Raw genomic sequence first — 17,795 nt, forward strand, 5'->3', positions numbered from 1 at the left:
TGGCACACCGATTGCGTCTTCCCCGCCGGAGATCGGCAGAATCGGCGATTCCGCCCCATCCGCCGGTCCCCTTTTCTCGGAGCGCCTATGCAGCAAGCCACATGGACCCATTCGAACCTCCAGGACAAGATCCTGATCCGACAAAGCCAGAAGGGGGATCAGCGCGCCTTTGAAGCGCTGATGCGCAAGTACCAGCCCCAGCTCTCCAGCCTGGTGTGCTGGCACGCGGGGCCGGCGGCCGACGCGGAGGACATCGTTCAGCTGATCCTGTGCAAGGTCTATTTTTCGCTGAAGAAATTCGACCTCAACCGCCCCTTCTACCCCTGGCTCCGGCGCATCGCCGTCAACCGCTGTTTCGACGAACGGCGGCGCCTCCGGCGGCGCAAGGCCTACACCTTCGCCGAACTGGAGCTGGAGGAATCCACGATAGACACCCGCCGGCCGCGGGCCCTGCCCGACCCCTACGCGGAGGATAACCGCACGGACCTGGGCGAGATGCTCCGGGAGGTGCTCAACCAGCTGCCGGACGAGTACCAGGAGGTTATCGTGCTGCACCACCTGAAGCAGCTGCCCTACGAGGAAATCGCGCCGATCTTGCGCTGCACCCCGCAGGCCGCCAGGGTGAAGGCGTGCCGCGCCCGGGCCGCCCTCCGGCGCCTGTTGATGGAATCGTGCCAGGAGATCGCCGAAAACTTCTCCTCCTCCAACCTGATGCGCATCCTCGACGCCTGCTGCCGCCGGCAGCCCCGGCGGGTGCCCCAGGTCAGCGAAATGCGCCGGGACCTCGTTCTGTGCAATTCCTAGGGACGGGACCGCTTTTCTTTCCGGCGGCCGCCGATAGTGGTATATAAAGGGAAGTCACCCGGAAGCGGTACAGACGATGCAGATACGGAAGATGACCATGATTCTGGCGCTCGGCCTGGCGGCCTGCGCCCTGGCGGCGTCCGCCCCGGCCCAGGCCCCCGAGATTCCCGAGGCCTGGCCCGACGGGGCCAAGGGCTGGCCCAGGCCGGACTGGATGGAACTGACCGCCAAGCGGCTCGATAAGGCGAGAGAGGCGCGGCCGCCCGGCCCGGAGATCGCCTTGCTCCACGCGAAGGCCACGGACCTCCTCGAGCGCGCCAGGCGCTCCACGGACAACCGGTTCCGGTTCGAGCGGCTCATCGCGGCCGTCAACAGCCTGCTCGACGCCGCCGACCGGGTCGCGTGGGCGCGCAAGGTGGAGCGCACCCCCCAGGACAAGGACTTCTGGGGAGCGGGATTCGTGCTCCAGGGGTGCTACTTCCGGGTCCGGCAGGCCGAATATTTCGCCACCCTCACCGAGGACAACAAATCGGAGCAGTATGTCACCCTGGCCCGCAGCCTCTACCAGCAGGGGCGCGGCGCCTACGACGCACGGGAATACCAGCGCGCACGCCTGCTGGGCGACGCCTCCTCCCTGATCGTGTTTTCGCTGGAATGCATAGCTCAGGCCACCATTCCCGATCCCCACATCTACCGATAGGTGCCCATGCGCTTCCCCGCACCCGTCAGCTTCCGCGCGCAGGCGTTCATCATCGGGGCGGCCTCCCTGGCCGTTGTCGCGCTGGCGGCGCTGATCGTGCGCGATGTCGTGTTCACGACCGAGGCCAAGCTCCTGGGGGACGCCCTGCGCCGCTGCGAAACCGCCTGCCGGGAACTCGCCAGCCAGGTCCGGGAACGCGCGGCCTATGCGGGCGATCCCCTCGAGCAGCTCCCCCGGCAGGCCCTGGAGATTTCGCTCAAGGGGATCTCCTCCACCGTTCTCCAGGCTTTCCCCGGGATCAAGGGGGGGATGTACCTGCCGGCCGAGGACGCCGTTTCGGGGTATGCCTATCCCACCGCGGAGGAGGAGCCCGAAGCGCGCCCCGGCCTCTCGGGGATGGAGACCGACTTCATCCGTACCCTTGCCGCCCGGGCCGGGGCTGCGGATGCCATGGTCAGCGGCTCGGACTGGGAGAACCGCGACCTGATCGTCGGCGCCGCCGTCCGGTCGGGCGGCATGGTCCTGTGGACCCTGCGCCGCGTCCCGGTGCTGCGCTACCCCCTGATCGGCACGCACCGCTGGTGGCTGATCGCGCTCGGGTTCTCGACCCTGCTGGGCGTGGGCGGCATCGTCTCCATCTGGTACCGGCTCCATTCGGGCGTCCGCTCCATTCAGAAGGGGCTGCGCCGGCTGGAGGACGACTTCTCCTTCCGCCTCCCCTCGGTGCGGGGCGACCTGGGCCGGGTCGCGCGCGACATCAACCTGATGGCGGAGCGGCGCATGGCGCTCGAGCAGAAGCTGCGCCAGCAGGACCGGCTCGCCGCCCTGGGTAAGGTCGTCAGCGGCGTCGCCCACGAGGTCCGCAACCCGCTCAACTCCATCAAGCTGACGCTGCAGCTGCTGGAGCGGCGGCTGAAGAAGGGGGTGGCCGCCTCGACCGAGGTCGCCGAATGCCTCGAGGAGATCGACCGGCTCGACCTGATCGTGGGCCGCCTCCTCGCCTTCGGCCGCCCGGTGATGACCCACCGGCACGTACAGGACATCGCCCCCGTCGTCTCGCAGGCGGTCAAGATGGTGCACGAGCCGATGCAGAAGAAGGAGGTCCGCATCGACCTCGACCTGCCGCGCGGGGAACTCCGGGCCGATGTCGATGCGCCCCAGATCGTTCAGGTCCTGATCAACCTGCTCCTGAACGCCATCGACGCCTCCCCCCGGGAGGGGGTCGTCACGGTCCGGGCCGAGGCGGAGGGCGGCCGGGTCTCGATCCGGGTCGCCGACGGCGGCAGCCGCATCCCGGACGAGGTGCGTCCCCACGTTTTCGACGCCTACTACACCACCAAGGAAAACGGGAGCGGGCTGGGCCTGGCCGTCTCCCGCGAAATCGTGGCCAACCACGGCGGCTCCCTGCAGTTCGAGTCGGAGGATCCGGGCACGACCTTCATCCTCACGCTGCCGGAGGAAAGGGGGGCGTCGGATGCGGCCTAAAGCGTCCATTCTCATCGCCGAGGACGAGGCGCAGGCGCGCGAGGCGCTCCGCGCCCTGCTCGAGGACGAGGGCTACCGCGTGCTGTGCGCCTCCGACGGCACCGAAGCCTCCCTCCACCTCGCCCAGTCCGCGGTCGAGGCGGCGCTTCTGGACATCCGGATGCCGGGGAGGGACGGGCTCGAGCTGCTGCGCGAGCTGAAGCTCCATCCGGCCCCCCCCGCGGTCCTGATCATGACGGCCTACGGAACCAGCGCGGCCGCCATCGAGGCGATGGCCCTCGGGGCGTTCGATTACCTGACCAAGCCGCTGAATTTCGACGAACTGCTGATCCAGCTCGAGCGCGCCATCGACAACCGCAGGAAAACCAGCGAGCTCGAGGCCTACCGCAGCGAAGAGGACGCCGGGCCGGGGCACGAGATCGTCGGCCGGAGCCCGGCCATGCAGAAGCTGTACAAGCTGATCGGCCAGGTGTCCGCCACCGACTCCACGGTGCTCATCCGGGGGGAGTCGGGGACGGGAAAGGAGATGGTCGCCCGCGCCATCCACCGCCACAGCCTGCGCGGTTCGCGCCGGCTGGTCAAGGTCAACTGCGCCTCCATCCCGGAAACGCTGCTCGAGGCGGAAATGTTCGGCCACGAGCGCGGGGCCTTCACCGGCGCCGCCCAGCGCCGGATCGGCAAATTCGAGTACGCGGCCGGCGGCACTCTCTTCCTCGACGAGATCGGGGAACTGACCCCCTCCACCCAGGTCAAGCTGCTGCGGGTGCTGCAGGAGTTTTCCATCGAGCGCCTGGGGTCCAACATCACCATTCCCCTCGACGTGCGTTTGCTGGCCGCCACCAACTGCGACCTGGAGCTGGCCGTACGCGAGGGGCGCTTCCGCGAGGACCTCTATTACCGCCTCAACGTCGTCACCATCGCCGTCCCCCCCCTCCGCCAGCGGCGCGAGGACATCCCTGAACTCGCGGCCTACCTGCTCCGGCGCGCCGCGGCGCGCCTGAAGATGCAGCCCCCCACTCTTTCGGAGGACGCGGCCGGGTATCTCGCCGGGCAGGAGTGGCCCGGAAACGTGCGCGAACTGGAGCACTGCCTGGAGCGGGCCCTGATTCTGGGCCGGTCGGGAGTGCTCCGGCGCGAACACGTGGCGCTCGATGCGCCGCCGGCGGCCGACGACGCGATCAACGGCTTCCCGCTCGAGGAAGGGCTGCACGCGGCCGTCGCCCGACTCGAGCGCGGGATGATCGAACGGGCCCTCGCCGCCTCGGGCGGAAACCGCACGCGGGCGGCCGAGATCCTCAGGATCCACCGCCGCCTCCTGTACGACAAGCTGCGCGAATACGGGCTGGACTGACCCCGCGCCCTACTTCTCCATGAGCGGGCGGAACACGTCGGGCAGCGTGAAGGGGAAATCCTCGCGCGTCCGCCCCGGGGTCAGTTCCGCGGGGACGGCCGCGGCGAGTTCCTCGGCCGTCCACCCCCCCTCCCTCCGGATCGTCCGGGCCACCGGCGGGGGGTCGACGAAGATCCCCACGTGTCCCCGCAGGACCTCGAAGATGCAGCCGTTGATCGAATCCGCCCCCTCGCTGACGAGGTACGTCGCCAGCGCGGCCACGTCCTCGGGCCGGTTCGATTCGAACAAGGGGTTGCGGATCTCCGGCGCCGTGCCGCGCCAGGCGGCGATCGGGCGCAGGACGTTGCAGGTGATCCCGTACGGCGCCAGTTCCCGCGCCACCGTGCGCGCGAACCCCACGATCCCCTCCTTCACCGTGGAGTAGGCCGCCTGCCCGGCAAACCCGAACCCGATATGGGAGGAGGTGCAGAGGATGCGCCCGTAACCCCGCGCCTTCATGTGCGCCGCGGCCGCGCGCGTCGCGAACATCATCCCGTACAGGTGGGTCCGCACCATCAGGTCCCAATCACCGGTCTGGATCTCGTCCACGTTCTGGTGGCGGATGACCCCCGCGTTGTTGACGAGGATGTCTATCCGGCCGAACTCCCGGATCGCCTGTTCCACGACCGAACCCGCCCCCTCCTCGGTCGCGACGCTCCCGTGATTCGCCACCGCCGTCCCCCCGGCGGCCCGGATCTCCCCCACCGTCCGGTCCGCCGGGCCCGGCGACTCTCCGTACCCGTCGTGCGACGTGCCCAGGTCGTTGACCACCACGCGTGCCCCCTGGGCCGCGAACGCGAGCGCGTGCGCCCGCCCCAGGCCGTTGCCGGCGCCCGTAACCGCCGCTACCCTTCCTTTCAGCATCCCGCCCATATGCCCCACCCCCCGGATGATGTCCAAATGCCGCATTTCCCCCGAAAACCAAAGCGTGTATGATAGTGCGCGTATTGTACCCGACAACCCGAAACCCGTGTGAGAGAGAATGCCATGAGGATCCTGATCGCCGGCGGGGGGCAGACCTCCGCGCTTGTCGCCAGCCGCCTCATCCACGAGGGGAACGAGGTCGTCATCGTGGAACAGGAGGGGGACCGCTGCCGGGAACTGGAGGGGATGCTGGACGCCAGGATCATCCAGGGGAACGCGGCCAGCATCGCCACGCTCCGCAAGGCGGGGATCGCCCAGGCCGACATGCTCATCGCCCTGACCAGCGTCGACCAGGTCAACCTGCTCTTCTGCCTGATCGCTTCCGTGGAATCGCAGGCCAAGGTCCGGGTCGCCCGCCTGCGGACGCACGAAGTGGAGCACTGGCGCACCCTCTGCCGCCAGGCCAACATCCCGATCGACCTGATCATCCACCCGGAAACGGACATCACCGACCGGATCCTGCGCGTCATCCACATCCCCGGCGTCAGCGACATCCTCGATTTCGCCGAAGGGCGGGTGAAACTGTTCGGGATGACGATCGACGAGGCCCATTGGCTCGCCCACCGGCGCATCGACGAGATCGACGAGGGACGATCCATCCGCAAGGGGCTGATCGCCATGATCTTCCGCGACCAGCAGGCCATCATCCCGCACGGCGGGGAGGTCCTGATCCCGGGCGACCACATCTACTTCATGTCCCGGACGGAGGACCTGGATTCCGCCTTCGGATTCATGGGCCTCGCCACCCGGCAGAAGCTCGACCGCGTGTTCATCCTCGGCGGCAAGCAGCTGGGGATCGAACTGGCCCAGCGCCTGGAAGAGAGCGGGATCGACGTCAAGCTGTTCGAGCGGGACGGGGCGCGCTGCGAGCTGATCTCGCGCATCCTGAAAAAGACCATCGTCATCCATGCCGACGGCACCGAGGAATCCACCCTCGCGGAGGAAAACATCCAGGACGTCGGGGCTTTCCTGGCGCTCACCGGTGACGACGAGGACAACATCATGGCGTCCCTGATGGCGCGCACGCTGGGCGCGCGCAAGGTCGTCACCCTGATCAACCGCCTGAACTACCTGCCGATGGTGCAGCGCCTCGGGATCACGACCACCGTGAGCCCGCGCCTGGCGGCCGTGGACCGGATCCTGCGCTTCGTCCGCAAGGGGCGCGTCATCTCCGTCACCTCCTTTCGCGAGCAGGAGGCCGAATCGATCGAACTGATCGCCGCCTCCCGCTCCCGGGTCGTGGGCAAGAGGCTCCAGGACGTGCACCTGCCGCATGAATGCATCATCGGCGCCATCGTCCGTCCCGGCGGGGAGGTGATCGTGCCCCGCGGCGAGGATGCCGTCGAGGCGGGGGACCGGATCATCTGCTTCGCCCTGGAGACTTCCGTCCCCCTGCTCGAATCCGCCTTTCTTTCCGAATCCGGGAGCTGACCCGAGCCGTGACCCACATCGCCCCCCTGCTGCACATCCTCGGACGCTTTCTCGTGGCGCTGGCGGCCGTCATGGGCATCCCGCTCGGCTACGCCCTCGCGATCGGCGACCCCCCCCTCCCCTTCGCCGGCGCCGTCGCCGCCACCGCGGGAGCGGGACTGGTCCTGGTCTTCTCCACCCGCCGCCCCAGGGGAGACCTGACGCAGCGGGAAGCGCTGCTGCTGGTCGGCATGGTGTGGGTCGCCACGGGCCTTCTCGGCTCCCTCCCCTTTTACCTCTCCCCCCATTTCCCGTCCTTCACCGACGCCTTCTTCGAATCCACTTCGGGGTTCACCACCACCGGGGCCACCGTGCTGGCCGACGTCGAGGTCCTCTCCCACAGCCTGCAGTTCTGGCGCTGCTTCTCCCACTGGCTGGGGGGGATGGGAATCGTGGTGCTCGGAATCGCCGTCCTGCCGCTGGTGGGGATCGGCGGCATGCCGCTGTACCGCGCCGAATTTTCCGGCGCCAAATCGGAAAAGATCCGCCCCCGCATCCGGGAGACCGCCCTGGCCCTCTGGAAGATCTATTTCGGGCTGACGGCCGCGCTCTATCTCGCCCTGCGCTGGGCGGGGATGGACCCGTTCGAAGCCCTCTGCCACGCCTTCTCGACCCTGGGAACCGGCGGCTTCTCCACCCGGACGGCCAGCATCGCGGCTTTCGGAAGCCCCAGGATCGAGGGGATCCTCATCCTCTTCATGCTCCTGGCGGCCGTCAACTTCACCCTCCACTACCGGCTCTGGGTCGAGCGCCGCGTGAGAGGCTTCCTCTCCGATATCGAGCTCCGTTTCTTTCTCGGCGTGGTGGCCCTGGCGACGGCGGCGATCCTGGTGGCCCTCCTTCCCGGCGGCGGGCTGACCCCGTCTGAGGCCCTGCGCCGTTCCCTCTTCCAGGTCACCTCCATCATCACCACCACCGGCTTCGTCACGGCCGATTTCGAGGCGTGGCACCCGTTCCCCCAGCAGGTCCTGCTCCTGCTCATGTTCATCGGGGGCTCTACCGGATCGACCGCGGGGGGGCTGAAAGCGTCGCGCGTCCTCCTGCTCCTGAAGGTGATCGGGCGCGAATTCAAGCGCCTGGTCGAGCGCCGCGGCGTCTTCGCGGTCCGGCTGGGGTCCGCGGCCTATCCCGAAAACGCGATCCAGGGGCTCCTGAACCTGGTCTACCTGACCTTCCTGGTCTATTTTACCGGCTGCCTGCTGCTGACGGCGGCGGGGGTCGACCTCCTGACCGCCGTGAGCGCCGTGCCGGCCAGCATGTTCAACATCGGCCCGGGGCTGGGGGCCGTGGGCCCGGCCGATCATTACGGCCATCTCCCGGCCCTGGCCAAGTGGGTCCTCGGCCTCTGCATGATCGCCGGGAGGCTCGAGTTCTACACCGTCCTGGTCCTGTTCACCCCCGCCTTCTGGCGGCGTTGACGGAGGTCCCGATGAAAGCAAAACTGGCAGTCTGCGCCCTTTCCCTTTTCCTGCTCCCCGCCGCCCCCGGCCGGGACGGCAGGATCCTGCCCTGGGGAGACCAGGGGGACGGGACCTACCGCAACCCCATCCTGAAGGCGGATTATTCCGATCCCGACATCATCCGCCATGGCGACGACTTCTACCTCATCGCCTCCGATTTCCACTTCGTCGGCATGCAGGTGCTCCATTCGCGCGACCTCGTCAACTGGACCGTCGTCGGCCAGGTGTTCGACCGCCTGGATATGGATCCGAAATATGACGCCATGAAGGGCTACGCCCAGGGGACCTGGGCCCCCGCCGTCGGCCGTCACGACGGGACCTTCTACATTTTTGTCTGCACCCCCAGGGACGGACTGTTCATGTGGCATGCCCCGGACATGAGGGGGCCCTGGTCGAAAACGGTCACGGTCCGCGCCGTGGAGGGGTGGGAAGACCCCTGCCCCTTCTGGGACGAGGACGGGACGGCCTATCTCGTCCGCAGCCAGGTGGGCGCGGGTCCCCTCATCCTCCACCGGATGAGCCCGGACGGGACCCGCCTCCTCGACGAGGGGCGAGAGATCTACCGCGGCCCGGTGGCCGAGGGGCCCAAACTGTTCCGGCGCGGCGGGTACTATTACATTTCCCTCCCCGAGGGGGGGGTCGAGCGCGGCGGACAGACGGTCCTGCGCTCGAAAGACATCTACGGCCCCTACGAACGGCGCGAAGTCCTCCCGCCCGGGAGCCCCCACCAGGGGGGGATGGTGACGCTCGAAAACGGGGAGGGCTGGTTCGTGGGCTTCAAGTCCTCCGGGCACCTCGGCCGCATCTGCCACCTCCTCCCGGTGCATTGGACGGAGGAGGGATGGCCCGTCTTCGGCGACGGGGGAAAAACGGTCGACCGCCATCCCAAGCCCGATGTCGGCCGGATCTACCCGGTCCGGCGCCCGGAGACGGGGGATGAATTCGAAGCCCGGACCCTCTCCCCCATCTGGCAGTGGAACCACAACCCGGACCCGGCGCGCTGGTCGCTTTCCGCGCGCCCCGGCTGGCTGCGGCTGACCGCGCTACCCGCACCATCCCTGGCCGAGGCGCCGAACACCCTGACGCAGAAGCTCTGGGACGACGCCGGGGTGGTGGACGTCGAGATGGACGCCGCCCGCATGAGCGAGGGGCAGCGCGCCGGTTTCGCCTTCATGAGCGGCAGCGACTTCGGCTGGATCGGGGTCCAGCAGCGCGACGGGGCCCGCCGCATCGCCTGGGAAGGGGGCGCCGGCCCCGTGCTCCGGGGCGACCGGGTCTGGCTGCGGGGGCTCTACGAGGGGGACCGGGGGCGGCTCCTGTACAGCCTCGACGGGCGGACGTTCGCCGAAACCGGCGCGGCTTTCCAGCTCCGTTTCCGCCACTGGAAGGGGGCGCGCATCTCCGTGTTCAGCTACGGTCCCGGGGGCGGGGCCGCCGACTTCGACTACATCCGCTACCGCCCGGGCCCGTCGCTGGACGCCCTCGGCGGGCGCTGAGGGAGGAAGGGCATGCATAGGATCGGACTGCTGGCCCTCGGGCTTCTCGGCGCCTCCGCCGTGTGCGGCGCCTCCGCCGTGTGCGGCGCCCTCGCCGTGTGCGGCGCCCTCGGCGCCCGTTCGGACCCCGACGCGGGCGGCACCCTGAAGGAGGCCTACCGCGACGCGTTCCTGGTCGGCTGCGCGGTCAATGACGCCATCGCGTCGGGCAGGGACAAGGCGTGGGGCGATGTCGTGCTGCGGCACTTCAACACCCTCACCCCCGAGAACGCGATGAAGGCCGAAGCCGTCAACCCCCGCCCCGGCGTCTACAATTTCGGGCCGGCGGACGCCTTCGTCGATTTCGCCGAAAAAAGCGGCATGTTCGTCGTCGGGCACACCCTGGTGTGGCACAACCAGACGCCCGACTGGTTCTTCACCGACGGCGGGGGGAAGCCGAAGACGCGCGCGGCCCTGATCGAACGGATGCGCGAGCACATCGAGGCGGTGGCGGGACGCTACGCCGGGAGGGTGGACGCCTGGGACGTGGTCAACGAGGTGATCGCCGACGACGGCTCCTACCGGCCGACGCGGTGGGTCGAGGGGGTGGGGGACGGCGACCTGCTGGTGAAGTCGGCCTTCCGGTTCGCCGCCCGTTACGCTCCCGGCGCGGAACTGTACTACAACGACTTCAACGCCTGGCGCCCGTCGAAAAGGGACGGCATCGTGCGGCTGGTGCGGATGCTGCAGCAGGAGGGGATCCGGATCGACGGTGTCGGGATGCAGGGGCACTGGGGGCTGCATTATCCCCGGACCGAACATGTCGAGGCGGCGATCGACGCCTACGCGGCGCTCGGCGTGAAGGTGATGATCACCGAACTGGACGTGGACGTGCTCCCCCTGACGCGCGAGGGGCAGGTCATCGGCAGCGTCATGAGCCACGCGCAGTTCCAGCTCGAGGAATTCAAGGCCTTCCTCGACCCGTACGCCGGCGGCCTGCCCGAAGGGGTCGAGAAGCAGCTGGCGGACCGTTACGAAACGCTCTTCCGGATTTTCCACGGCCGGCGCGACAAGATCGACCGGGTCACCTTCTGGGGGGTACACGACGGCATGTCGTGGAAGAACGACTATCCGGTCCCGGGGAGAACCAACTATCCCCTGCTCTACCGGAGGGACGGACGGCCCAAACCGGCGCTCGACCGCCTGCTGCGCCTCCCCTCTAGCCGGTAGCGCCGCCGCTCCCGGTGCGCCGCATCCGCACCCGGAGGCTCAGGAGGAAGAAAACGACGCAGGAGGCGGCCACGCCGAAAACGCTCGGGTCCAGGTTTTCGAGGAGGCCGAAAACGTCCTCCCCCAGCGGGGACCACCAGCCCCGCCCCTGCACCCAGAGGATCGCCCGGTAGAGGAGCGTCAGCCCCGTCGCCGCGATCATGGTGACGAAGATGTTCCGCGTCAGCGCCGGGGAGCGCTTCCGCACCAGCGCCCCGACGCAGACCGGCAGGATGACGGCCGGCGCCCAGATGTGATAGGTGAACAGGAGCAGCCCGATGATGTCGGGCCAGGAAACCGCCACGGCGATCGCCGTGCAGCCCAGCAGCACCGTCCAGATCCGCGCCAGCCGGAGCATGCGGCCGTCCCCCCGGTCCTTCCACCCCAGCTGGTGCTCGAAAAGGTCCTTCACGAAGATGGTCGTCGCCGAATTCAGCGCCGAATCGGCCGAGGACATGACGGCCATCATCAGGGCCCCGATCATCAGCCCCGCAACCCAGGGGTTGTGCAGCTGCATGATCACCATCGGCAGGGCCTGCTGCGGGTCGATGTCGGGAAAGTGGACCCGCGCGTAGAGGGCGATGCAGAACAGGACCGCGGGGAAGACCAGGGCGAGGAAGACCCCGACCCCCGCGATCCCCCTCCTGGTCTCGCGCACGTCGCGCCCGACGCAGTAGCGGGTGGCGTAGCCGGGGGCGAAGGTCTCCCCCAGGAGGAACGCCAGGAAGGTGGTGACGAGAAAGAGCCACCCCCGGTTCCCCTGCGGGAGGAAAAACCAGCGCGGGACCTCCTCCAGCGAAGCGGCCGCGATGTCCGGGACGCAGAACAGGAGGGTGACGCCGAATCCCGCCAGCAGGATGACGAACTGGTAGACATCGGTGTGGATTACCGCCAGCAGGCCCCCGGCGGTGCTGTAGATGACGACCATGGCGCCGCCGATCAGGATCGCCCATGCCAGCACCCGCGACATGTCGGCGAACTCGGGCATCAGGGTCGCCAGCACGCTGCCGAAAGCCGCCATCTGCGCCGCCACTATGAAAACGGAAAAGAGGAGCGACAGGACCATCATCACGAAGCGGGGGCCCTCGCCGAAGCGGTGGCCGAAGTACCCCGCCACCGTGTACAGCTCCGCCCGGCGGAACTGCGGGGCGACCACCAGGCCGGAGAAGATGAAGTGCAGGTACCAGCCGGTGGAGACCAGCAGCATCAGCACGCCCCAGTCGTAGGTCTTGCCGATGGCGCCGATGGAGGAGCCGCCGCCGATGACGGTGGCCCCCATGGTGCAGAAGAGCATGAACCAGCCGACGTTGCGCCCGGCGACCAGGAAATCGTCGGTGTCCCCTATCCGGCGCGCCTTGGAGATCCCTTTCACGAAGATGAAGGCCATGTAGGCGGCGACGATGGCCCAGATGATCAGGGTGTCGGACAACGGCATCCTCCCCTATTGCCGTCCGGGGTCTTCGGACGGCTCCAGGACGGGGTCGACGGTGAAGGGGTCCAGGGCGTAGTTCTTCTGGAATTCGGAGATCGCGGGCACGACCTCCCGCTGGATGTAGCGGCCGCTCATCAGGCGCAGAAACGCCGCGTAGTTGGGGCGGAAGCGGATCGTGTCGCCCACCTTCAGGCCGTCGGCGTCCTCGCCGATATTGACCACGGTGATGTCGCTCGAGGCCCCCGCGATGGAATAGCGTTCCTTGATGGGGCTCAGCCCCGATATCTCCGTGTCGAGGTTCCCCACGCTGACGAGCGCCCGGTACCCCCTCTGCCCCGGCGTCCTGTCGTCGCTCACCTCTGAAATGAAGGGCGTGATCGAGGTGGTCTCGGCCAGGGGAACCAGGCTCTTCTCCTTGATTTCGGCGATCTCGGCTTCCAGGACGACGGCGTCCCCCCGCAGGCCGGGGAGCAGTCCCCCGCTCAGCAGGTCGTTGCCCAGGAAGATCGCCTCCCCGATGCGGAAGTGATTGATGGCCCTGGGGAGCTGGCCGCTGATGAGGAGGGGGAGCACGGCCGAGGACCCCGCCGATATCAGCGGGAGCGGGTGCTCGAATTTCAGCTCCAGGAGTTCCCGGTAGAGCGCCAGCTGCATGAACTGGTCCACCGTGGGAACGGCGCCCGCCAGGCAGCCGAGGTTGGCCCCGATCCCCTTCACCTCGATATGGGACAGCTCGAACACGTACTTGTAGAAATCGATCAGCGACCCCGGCAGGATCCCCTCCCGGAGGTCCCCCAGTTCGATCATGATCACGACCCCGTGCACCTGGCCGAGCCGGCGCGCCTCCTCGTTGAGCGCCTCGATGATGCGGATTTCGCTGTTGAGGCTGACGTCGGTGAGCCGCACCACGTCCGCCACCGCGGTCAGGTCCGGCACCCGCAGGTACCACGATTCGAAATCGGGCACGATCCGCTCGATCGCGCGCAGGTTTTCGAGCCGCGAGTCCCCCATCGAGCGGACCCCCATGGCCTGCAGGGCCCGGAGGGTGTCGGCGTGCCCGCACAGCACCTTGGTCACCACCGTCCAGGAGGCTCCGTGCTCGCGCATCCAGCCGCCGATGATTTTCAGGTTCCGCCCCAGCGCCTCGAGATCGATGAGGACCCTGTTCATTTCACGTACCTCATTTCCGCGTACTTGCTCGTGAACCCGATCCGTTCGTAGAGACGGCGCGCGGGGTTGTCGTATTCGACGTGAAGCTTGATGTTCCCTTCCGACTCCCGGACGGCCCGCTCGATGAGCAGCCGGCCCAGGCTCCTGCCGCGCCGCTCGGGCGCGACGGCCACGAAGAGGAGGAGGTTCTCGGGGACATAGCCCTTCATGCCCGTGCCCTGCATGACCAGGGCCCCGGCGAGCGCCCCCTCGATCTCGGCGATCACGAGAAACCCGCCCGGCCGCCCTTCGGCCTGGAGGGCGTCCAGGATCCCGCGCTCGATGTCCTCGGGCGCGTCCTCGTAGGGCTTGAGGCTCTCGTGCAGAAACCGGGTCAGCCCCTCGAGATCCACCCCCGGGGGAAACTCCGCGAGCGAGCGCGCGACGTGCAGGCGCAGGCCCGAAACCGCTTCCTCCGGCCGCCCCGCCCCTCTTTCCGCACCGGGGCCCTTTCCCTTCACGGCCCCGGACCGCGCCCCCTCCCCCCCGCCGAGGTCGTCGGCGGTGTCGGTCAGGGCGTGGGGGACCAGGATCGGCTCGGCCGCCGTCCTCCCCTCGTCCATGAAACCGGCCACCCGTTCGAGCGAGGAGAGGATCTGCGCCTGCTCCCACTTCTGGAGCCCCTCGAGCTTGCGGACGAAGTCTTCCTGCAGGAGCGGGGGGAGGGCCTTCACGGCCTCGGCCCCGGCCGGGGCGACCTCGACGAAAACCTGGCGCCGGTCGGCGTCGCCCCGCTCCCGGCGCACCAGGCCGCGGGCCTCCAGCCGGTCCACGATCCCGGTCACGGTGGCGTTGCTGAGGCTGGCGCTGCGGGCCAGGTCCCCCAGCGAGACGCGGCCCCGGCGCTGGATTTCGCGCAGGAGCACCACCTGGGGAATGGTCAGGCGATGGCTCTGGATCAGTTTCTTGGAATGCAGGTCGATCGAGCGTACGATGCGGCGCAGGGCCACCAGCACGTCATCGAGCATTTTCTGTTCTGGAAAAAGTGTGTTTGTCATTTTCATCTCAAATATTTTGAGTACAAAACATACTCCCCCATGTATAATAGGTCAATAAAAAAATGGGGATGGACCAGGCTATATGCTTGTGTAAATGCAGGATAGCCGTTCATTGCCGGACCGTCCCCCCGAGGGGGGCTGAAAGTTGGATCAGACCGGGAAAGGTGCCATGAGCTGGGAACATATCGTCGAAAACTTCAGGCAGTTCTGGCTGGTGGTGGTGGACGTCTGGCAGGACGGAGTCCTGGGCATCGATATCGGCAGGATCCTCGTCGCCCTGTTCCTCTTCTTCCTTTTCCTCGTCTTTCGCCACCTGATCGCCCGCTTCATCATCCGGAGGCTGGCCGCCGTAGCCCAAAAAACCCGGTTCCGGTTCGACGACGAGGTCGTCGAGGTGCTCGAAAAGCCGTTCACCTTCATCCCCGTCATCCTCGGCTTCTTCTTCGCCACGGAATACCTGGCCCTTTCGGGCTCGCTGGCCGACATCGCCCACCGCCTCCTGCGCTCGCTCATCGTCTGGTTCCTCTTCTGGAGCCTGGTGCGCCTGGTGCACCCCCTCTCCTTTCTCTTCAGGCAGGTCGAGGAGATCTTCTCCCCCACCATGGTCGAGTGGCTCCTGAAGAGCATCCGCATCGCCTTCATCTTCATCGGCGCCGGCACCATCCTGGAAATCTGGGGCATCCAGGTCCTGCCGCTGCTGGCCGGGCTGGGCCTGTTCGGCGTGGCCGTCGCGCTCGGGGCCCAGGACCTGTTCAAGAACCTGATCTCGGGCATCCTCATCATCGCCGAACACCGCTTCAGCCCGGGAGACTGGATCGAGGTGGAGGGGGTGGTGGAAGGGACGGTGGAGGCCATCGGCTTCCGCTCCACCCTGGTGCGGCGCTTCGACAAGGCCCCCGTCTACGTCCCCAACGCCAACCTCTCCGACAACGTCGTGACCAATTTCTCGGCCATGACCCACCGCCGGATCTACTGGACCATCGGCGTTCTCTACTCGACCCGGGTGGAGCAACTGCGCCGCATCCGCGACGGCATCGAGCGCCACATCCTGGAATCGGGGGATTTCGCCCACCCTCCCGAGGTGCCCACCTTCGTCCGCATCGACCGCTTCAGCGACTCCTCGATCGACATCATGGTCTACTGCTTCACCCGCACCACCGTCTGGGGCGAGTGGCTCGAGATCAAGGAGCGGCTCGCCTACCGGGTCAAGGAGATCGTCGAGGAAGCCGGGAGCGGCTTCGCCTTGCCCAGCCGCTCGCTGTACGTGGAGTCGCTCCCCCCGGGCGCCCCCGAACCCTTCGTCCCCCCAGCGGATACGAGCGTACAGCTCGCGTCCGGTTAAGGCCGCGGCCTGCGGGGCAATTGGACCAGCCGGTCACCCTGGAACGACCCGACGTAGATCCCGTCGCCCGCTTCCAGGGCGATGGAGACCCCTTGATCAGCCCCCTGCCGCCCGCATTCCAGCAGCGGAGGATTGAGCGCTCCCGGCTGGGCGCCTGCCCTCGATCCCAAAAGCACCAGGCAAAGGAATGGAAACAGGAAAAAAACAGCCCGTTTAAAAAACCCTTCATGCCGCCTCCTTTCGTCGAGGAATTTGTTCCCCCTCCGGTGATTTCAGGAAAACGGCAAACGCGGGGGGTGTCCCCGAGGTTATTGAACGAATCTGCCGCGAAACCGCTCCGTGATCGACCAGAGGTCCGGAGTCAGGCACGACCGCACTTTTTCCAGGATGGGCTCTGCGATGAAACCGTAGTAGGCCTCGGCGATCGCGCCGGCGATCGCGGCCAGGGTGTCGCTGTCGCCTCCGAGGGATACCGCGTTGCGCACGGCATCTTCGTAGGACTCCGATTCGAGGAAGGCGATGACCGCTTCCGGCACCGTGCCCCGGCAGGAAACGTCGAAGGCGTAGGCGGGCCGGATTTCCTCCAGCGTGCGGGTGAGGTCGTACCCGAACCTCGCCGTCACTTCCCTTTGAATCCGTTCCTTGTCCCCTGTCGTTCTGGCCAGGAAAACGGCCAGGGCCGCCGCCTGGGCGCCCTTGATCCCTTCGGGGTGGTCATGGGTGATTGCGGCCGAACGGGCGGCCTCCCCGAGCACCTCGTCGATGCTTTCGTACGCCCACCCCACCGGGCCGACGCGCATGGCGGACCCGTTGCCCCAGCTGTGGTACGGTTCCGGCGCATCGGAAGAGAGCCAGCCGGAAAAGGCGCCGCCGTAGCCCGCCCGGGGGTGCCGCCGGCCGATCTCCCGGATCCAGCGGGCGTAATCCCCGTCCTCCAGGATCGCCTGCGCCACGGCGACGGTGAGGACCGTGTCATCGGTGAACCGGCAACCGGGGCCGAATAGGGGGAAATCCCTGGTCTTGATGGGATGGGCCTCGTATACCGATCCGATGATGTCGCCCGCGATCGCACCGATCATGCCGCCTCCCCGGGAACCGGATCGTCCCGTTTCCTCCCGCCATTCTAATGGAAATTCCGGGGCCGAGCCGGAATATTCCTCCCGTTGCCGTTTTATGTTTTGAATTGGAGAACCAATGACAGCTCCGTATCTCCTGATTGAGATATTGCCACAGGTTTTTGCCCGGTGAGATCACCAGCGACGGGTTCCGGTCCTCATGGAACGGGCACAGCCCGATCAGGTCCGCCCCGTGCCGCTCCAGCCGGATCCCCCTCGCCTCCGCCAGCCGCTCCACCGACACCTCCGACTTCAACCGCTCGATGTCCCCGGGACTTACAAAGGGAACCATTTCCAGGAAAATGGAAGGGGCCCGGGTTGGATGGTTAATCTGCGGGGAGGCGGTACAAAAACTCTATAGAAGTTTCTATATATAGGGCCGGAGGCGGCAGCTGGCTTTCATTTATGACTCTCGGAGGTGAGAATCGACAGTCGATTCCAATCCGGGAGCGCACAATGACGGCTGAACCCCGATGTTGCCCATACTGCGGTACAAAGTTCTCACCCTCGAAATTTCATCCTGATCAACGCGTCTGTTCAAAACCGGAATGCCGACGGCGCTGGCGGACTGAGTATCACCGCCGAAAGTACCGCAGCGATGCCGAGTATCGCCTGGTATGCCGGGACAGCAATCAGAAGTGGCGCGCCCAAAACGTCGGCTATCAGCGGCGCTACCGGCAGCAACACCCGGCCTATGTCCAAAAAAACCGCACGGACCAGAA

15 protein-coding genes are annotated in these 17,795 nt (G+C 67.3%); 9 read left to right on the plus strand and 6 right to left on the minus strand.

All coding sequences use genetic code 11. The features are described from left to right. Positions 1–87: 87 nt before the first annotated feature. The 4 genes from GXY47_14810 to GXY47_14825 all read left to right on the plus strand — a co-directional run bounded on the left by GXY47_14810 (position 88) and on the right by GXY47_14825 (position 4,340). On the plus strand, positions 88–804 hold the full coding sequence (locus tag GXY47_14810) for an RNA polymerase sigma factor (protein NLV32410.1): 717 nt from the start codon (positions 88–90) through the stop codon (positions 802–804). A gap of 76 nt (positions 805–880) precedes the next feature. After that, entirely contained in the window at positions 881–1,504 is a 624-nt protein-coding gene (locus tag GXY47_14815) for a hypothetical protein (protein ID NLV32411.1), read from the plus strand. Positions 1,505–1,510: 6 nt separating this feature from the next. Continuing rightward, a complete protein-coding gene (locus GXY47_14820; GenBank protein NLV32412.1) occupies positions 1,511–2,989 on the plus strand; it encodes a hypothetical protein in 1,479 nt (492 codons plus the stop codon). Continuing rightward, complete coding sequence (locus GXY47_14825) at positions 2,979–4,340, plus strand: sigma-54-dependent Fis family transcriptional regulator (GenBank protein NLV32413.1); 1,362 nt, start codon at positions 2,979–2,981, stop codon at positions 4,338–4,340. The genes GXY47_14820 and GXY47_14825 overlap by 11 nt, the downstream gene beginning before the upstream one ends. Positions 4,341–4,349: 9 nt before the next feature. Here GXY47_14825 and GXY47_14830 read toward each other — a convergent pair whose 3' ends face one another. Continuing rightward, a complete protein-coding gene (locus tag GXY47_14830) occupies positions 4,350–5,279 on the minus strand; it encodes an SDR family NAD(P)-dependent oxidoreductase (protein NLV32414.1) in 930 nt (309 codons plus the stop codon). A gap of 87 nt (positions 5,280–5,366) precedes the next feature. On the opposite strand from GXY47_14830, the gene trkA reads away from it, so the two are divergent. From trkA to GXY47_14850, 4 genes are read left to right on the plus strand one after another with little or no spacing between them, the layout of a single operon-like run. Continuing rightward, positions 5,367–6,734, plus strand: coding sequence for a Trk system potassium transporter TrkA (gene trkA, locus GXY47_14835; GenBank protein NLV32415.1), 1,368 nt, complete (start codon positions 5,367–5,369; stop codon positions 6,732–6,734). Between the two features lie 8 nt (positions 6,735–6,742). After that, complete coding sequence (locus tag GXY47_14840) at positions 6,743–8,191, plus strand: TrkH family potassium uptake protein (protein NLV32416.1); 1,449 nt, start codon at positions 6,743–6,745, stop codon at positions 8,189–8,191. Between the two features lie 11 nt (positions 8,192–8,202). Continuing rightward, on the plus strand, positions 8,203–9,729 hold the full coding sequence (locus GXY47_14845; protein ID NLV32417.1) for a glycosyl hydrolase 43 family protein: 1,527 nt from the start codon (positions 8,203–8,205) through the stop codon (positions 9,727–9,729). Positions 9,730–9,741: 12 nt separating this feature from the next. After that, complete coding sequence (locus GXY47_14850) at positions 9,742–10,938, plus strand: endo-1,4-beta-xylanase (GenBank protein ID NLV32418.1); 1,197 nt, start codon at positions 9,742–9,744, stop codon at positions 10,936–10,938. On the opposite strand, the gene GXY47_14855 is transcribed toward GXY47_14850, so the two are convergent. The 3 genes from GXY47_14855 to GXY47_14865 are packed head-to-tail and all read right to left on the minus strand — an operon-like array spanning position 10,928 to position 14,616. Next, positions 10,928–12,406, minus strand: coding sequence for a sodium:solute symporter family protein (locus tag GXY47_14855; GenBank protein NLV32419.1), 1,479 nt, complete (start codon positions 12,404–12,406; stop codon positions 10,928–10,930). The two genes, GXY47_14850 and GXY47_14855, sit on opposite strands and share 11 nt — an antisense overlap. A 12-nt stretch (positions 12,407–12,418) precedes the next feature. After that, the gene (locus GXY47_14860; protein ID NLV32420.1) at positions 12,419–13,579 is read right to left on the minus strand and encodes an alanine/ornithine racemase family PLP-dependent enzyme; all 1,161 of its coding nucleotides are present in this window, start codon (positions 13,577–13,579) and stop codon (positions 12,419–12,421) included. Beyond that, entirely contained in the window at positions 13,576–14,616 is a 1,041-nt protein-coding gene (locus GXY47_14865; protein ID NLV32421.1) for a GNAT family N-acetyltransferase, read from the minus strand. The genes GXY47_14860 and GXY47_14865 overlap by 4 nt, the downstream gene beginning before the upstream one ends. 169 nt (positions 14,617–14,785) lie before the next feature. Here GXY47_14865 and GXY47_14870 point away from each other — a divergent pair, with 169 nt between their 5' ends. After that, positions 14,786–15,958 (plus strand): mechanosensitive ion channel family protein, encoded by a 1,173-nt coding sequence (locus tag GXY47_14870; protein NLV32422.1) that lies wholly within the window; start codon positions 14,786–14,788, stop codon positions 15,956–15,958. 308 nt (positions 15,959–16,266) lie between these two features. Here the strand turns inward: GXY47_14870 and GXY47_14875 are convergent, their stop codons facing one another. Both GXY47_14875 and GXY47_14880 read right to left on the minus strand, forming a co-directional pair. Next, the gene (locus GXY47_14875; protein NLV32423.1) at positions 16,267–17,037 is read right to left on the minus strand and encodes an ADP-ribosylglycohydrolase family protein; all 771 of its coding nucleotides are present in this window, start codon (positions 17,035–17,037) and stop codon (positions 16,267–16,269) included. Beyond that, complete coding sequence (locus GXY47_14880; protein NLV32424.1) at positions 16,931–17,365, minus strand: hypothetical protein; 435 nt, start codon at positions 17,363–17,365, stop codon at positions 16,931–16,933. The genes GXY47_14875 and GXY47_14880 overlap by 107 nt, the downstream gene beginning before the upstream one ends. Positions 17,366–17,795: the final 430 nt, after the last annotated feature.

Source organism: Acidobacteriota bacterium, assembly GCA_012729555.1.
In the GTDB taxonomy this organism is placed as follows: Bacteria; Acidobacteriota; UBA6911; order UBA6911; family UBA6911; genus UBA6911.

Bases quoted from the DNA above. Each gene is read 5' to 3' on its own strand.
- GXY47_14810 (NLV32410.1), top strand. From the start codon at position 88: ATGCAGCAAGCCACATGGACCCATTCGAACCTCCAGGACAAGATCCTG.
- GXY47_14815 (NLV32411.1), top strand. From the start codon at position 881: ATGCAGATACGGAAGATGACCATGATTCTGGCGCTCGGCCTGGCGGCC.
- GXY47_14820 (NLV32412.1), top strand. From the start codon at position 1,511: ATGCGCTTCCCCGCACCCGTCAGCTTCCGCGCGCAGGCGTTCATCATC.
- GXY47_14825 (NLV32413.1), top strand. From the start codon at position 2,979: ATGCGGCCTAAAGCGTCCATTCTCATCGCCGAGGACGAGGCGCAGGCG.
- trkA (NLV32415.1), top strand. From the start codon at position 5,367: ATGAGGATCCTGATCGCCGGCGGGGGGCAGACCTCCGCGCTTGTCGCC.
- GXY47_14845 (NLV32417.1), top strand. From the start codon at position 8,203: ATGAAAGCAAAACTGGCAGTCTGCGCCCTTTCCCTTTTCCTGCTCCCC.
- GXY47_14850 (NLV32418.1), top strand. From the start codon at position 9,742: ATGCATAGGATCGGACTGCTGGCCCTCGGGCTTCTCGGCGCCTCCGCC.
- GXY47_14860 (NLV32420.1), bottom strand. From the start codon at position 13,579: ATGAACAGGGTCCTCATCGATCTCGAGGCGCTGGGGCGGAACCTGAAA.
- GXY47_14865 (NLV32421.1), bottom strand. From the start codon at position 14,616: ATGACAAACACACTTTTTCCAGAACAGAAAATGCTCGATGACGTGCTG.
- GXY47_14870 (NLV32422.1), top strand. From the start codon at position 14,786: ATGAGCTGGGAACATATCGTCGAAAACTTCAGGCAGTTCTGGCTGGTG.
- GXY47_14875 (NLV32423.1), bottom strand. From the start codon at position 17,037: ATGATCGGTGCGATCGCGGGCGACATCATCGGATCGGTATACGAGGCC.
- GXY47_14880 (NLV32424.1), bottom strand. From the start codon at position 17,365: ATGGTTCCCTTTGTAAGTCCCGGGGACATCGAGCGGTTGAAGTCGGAG.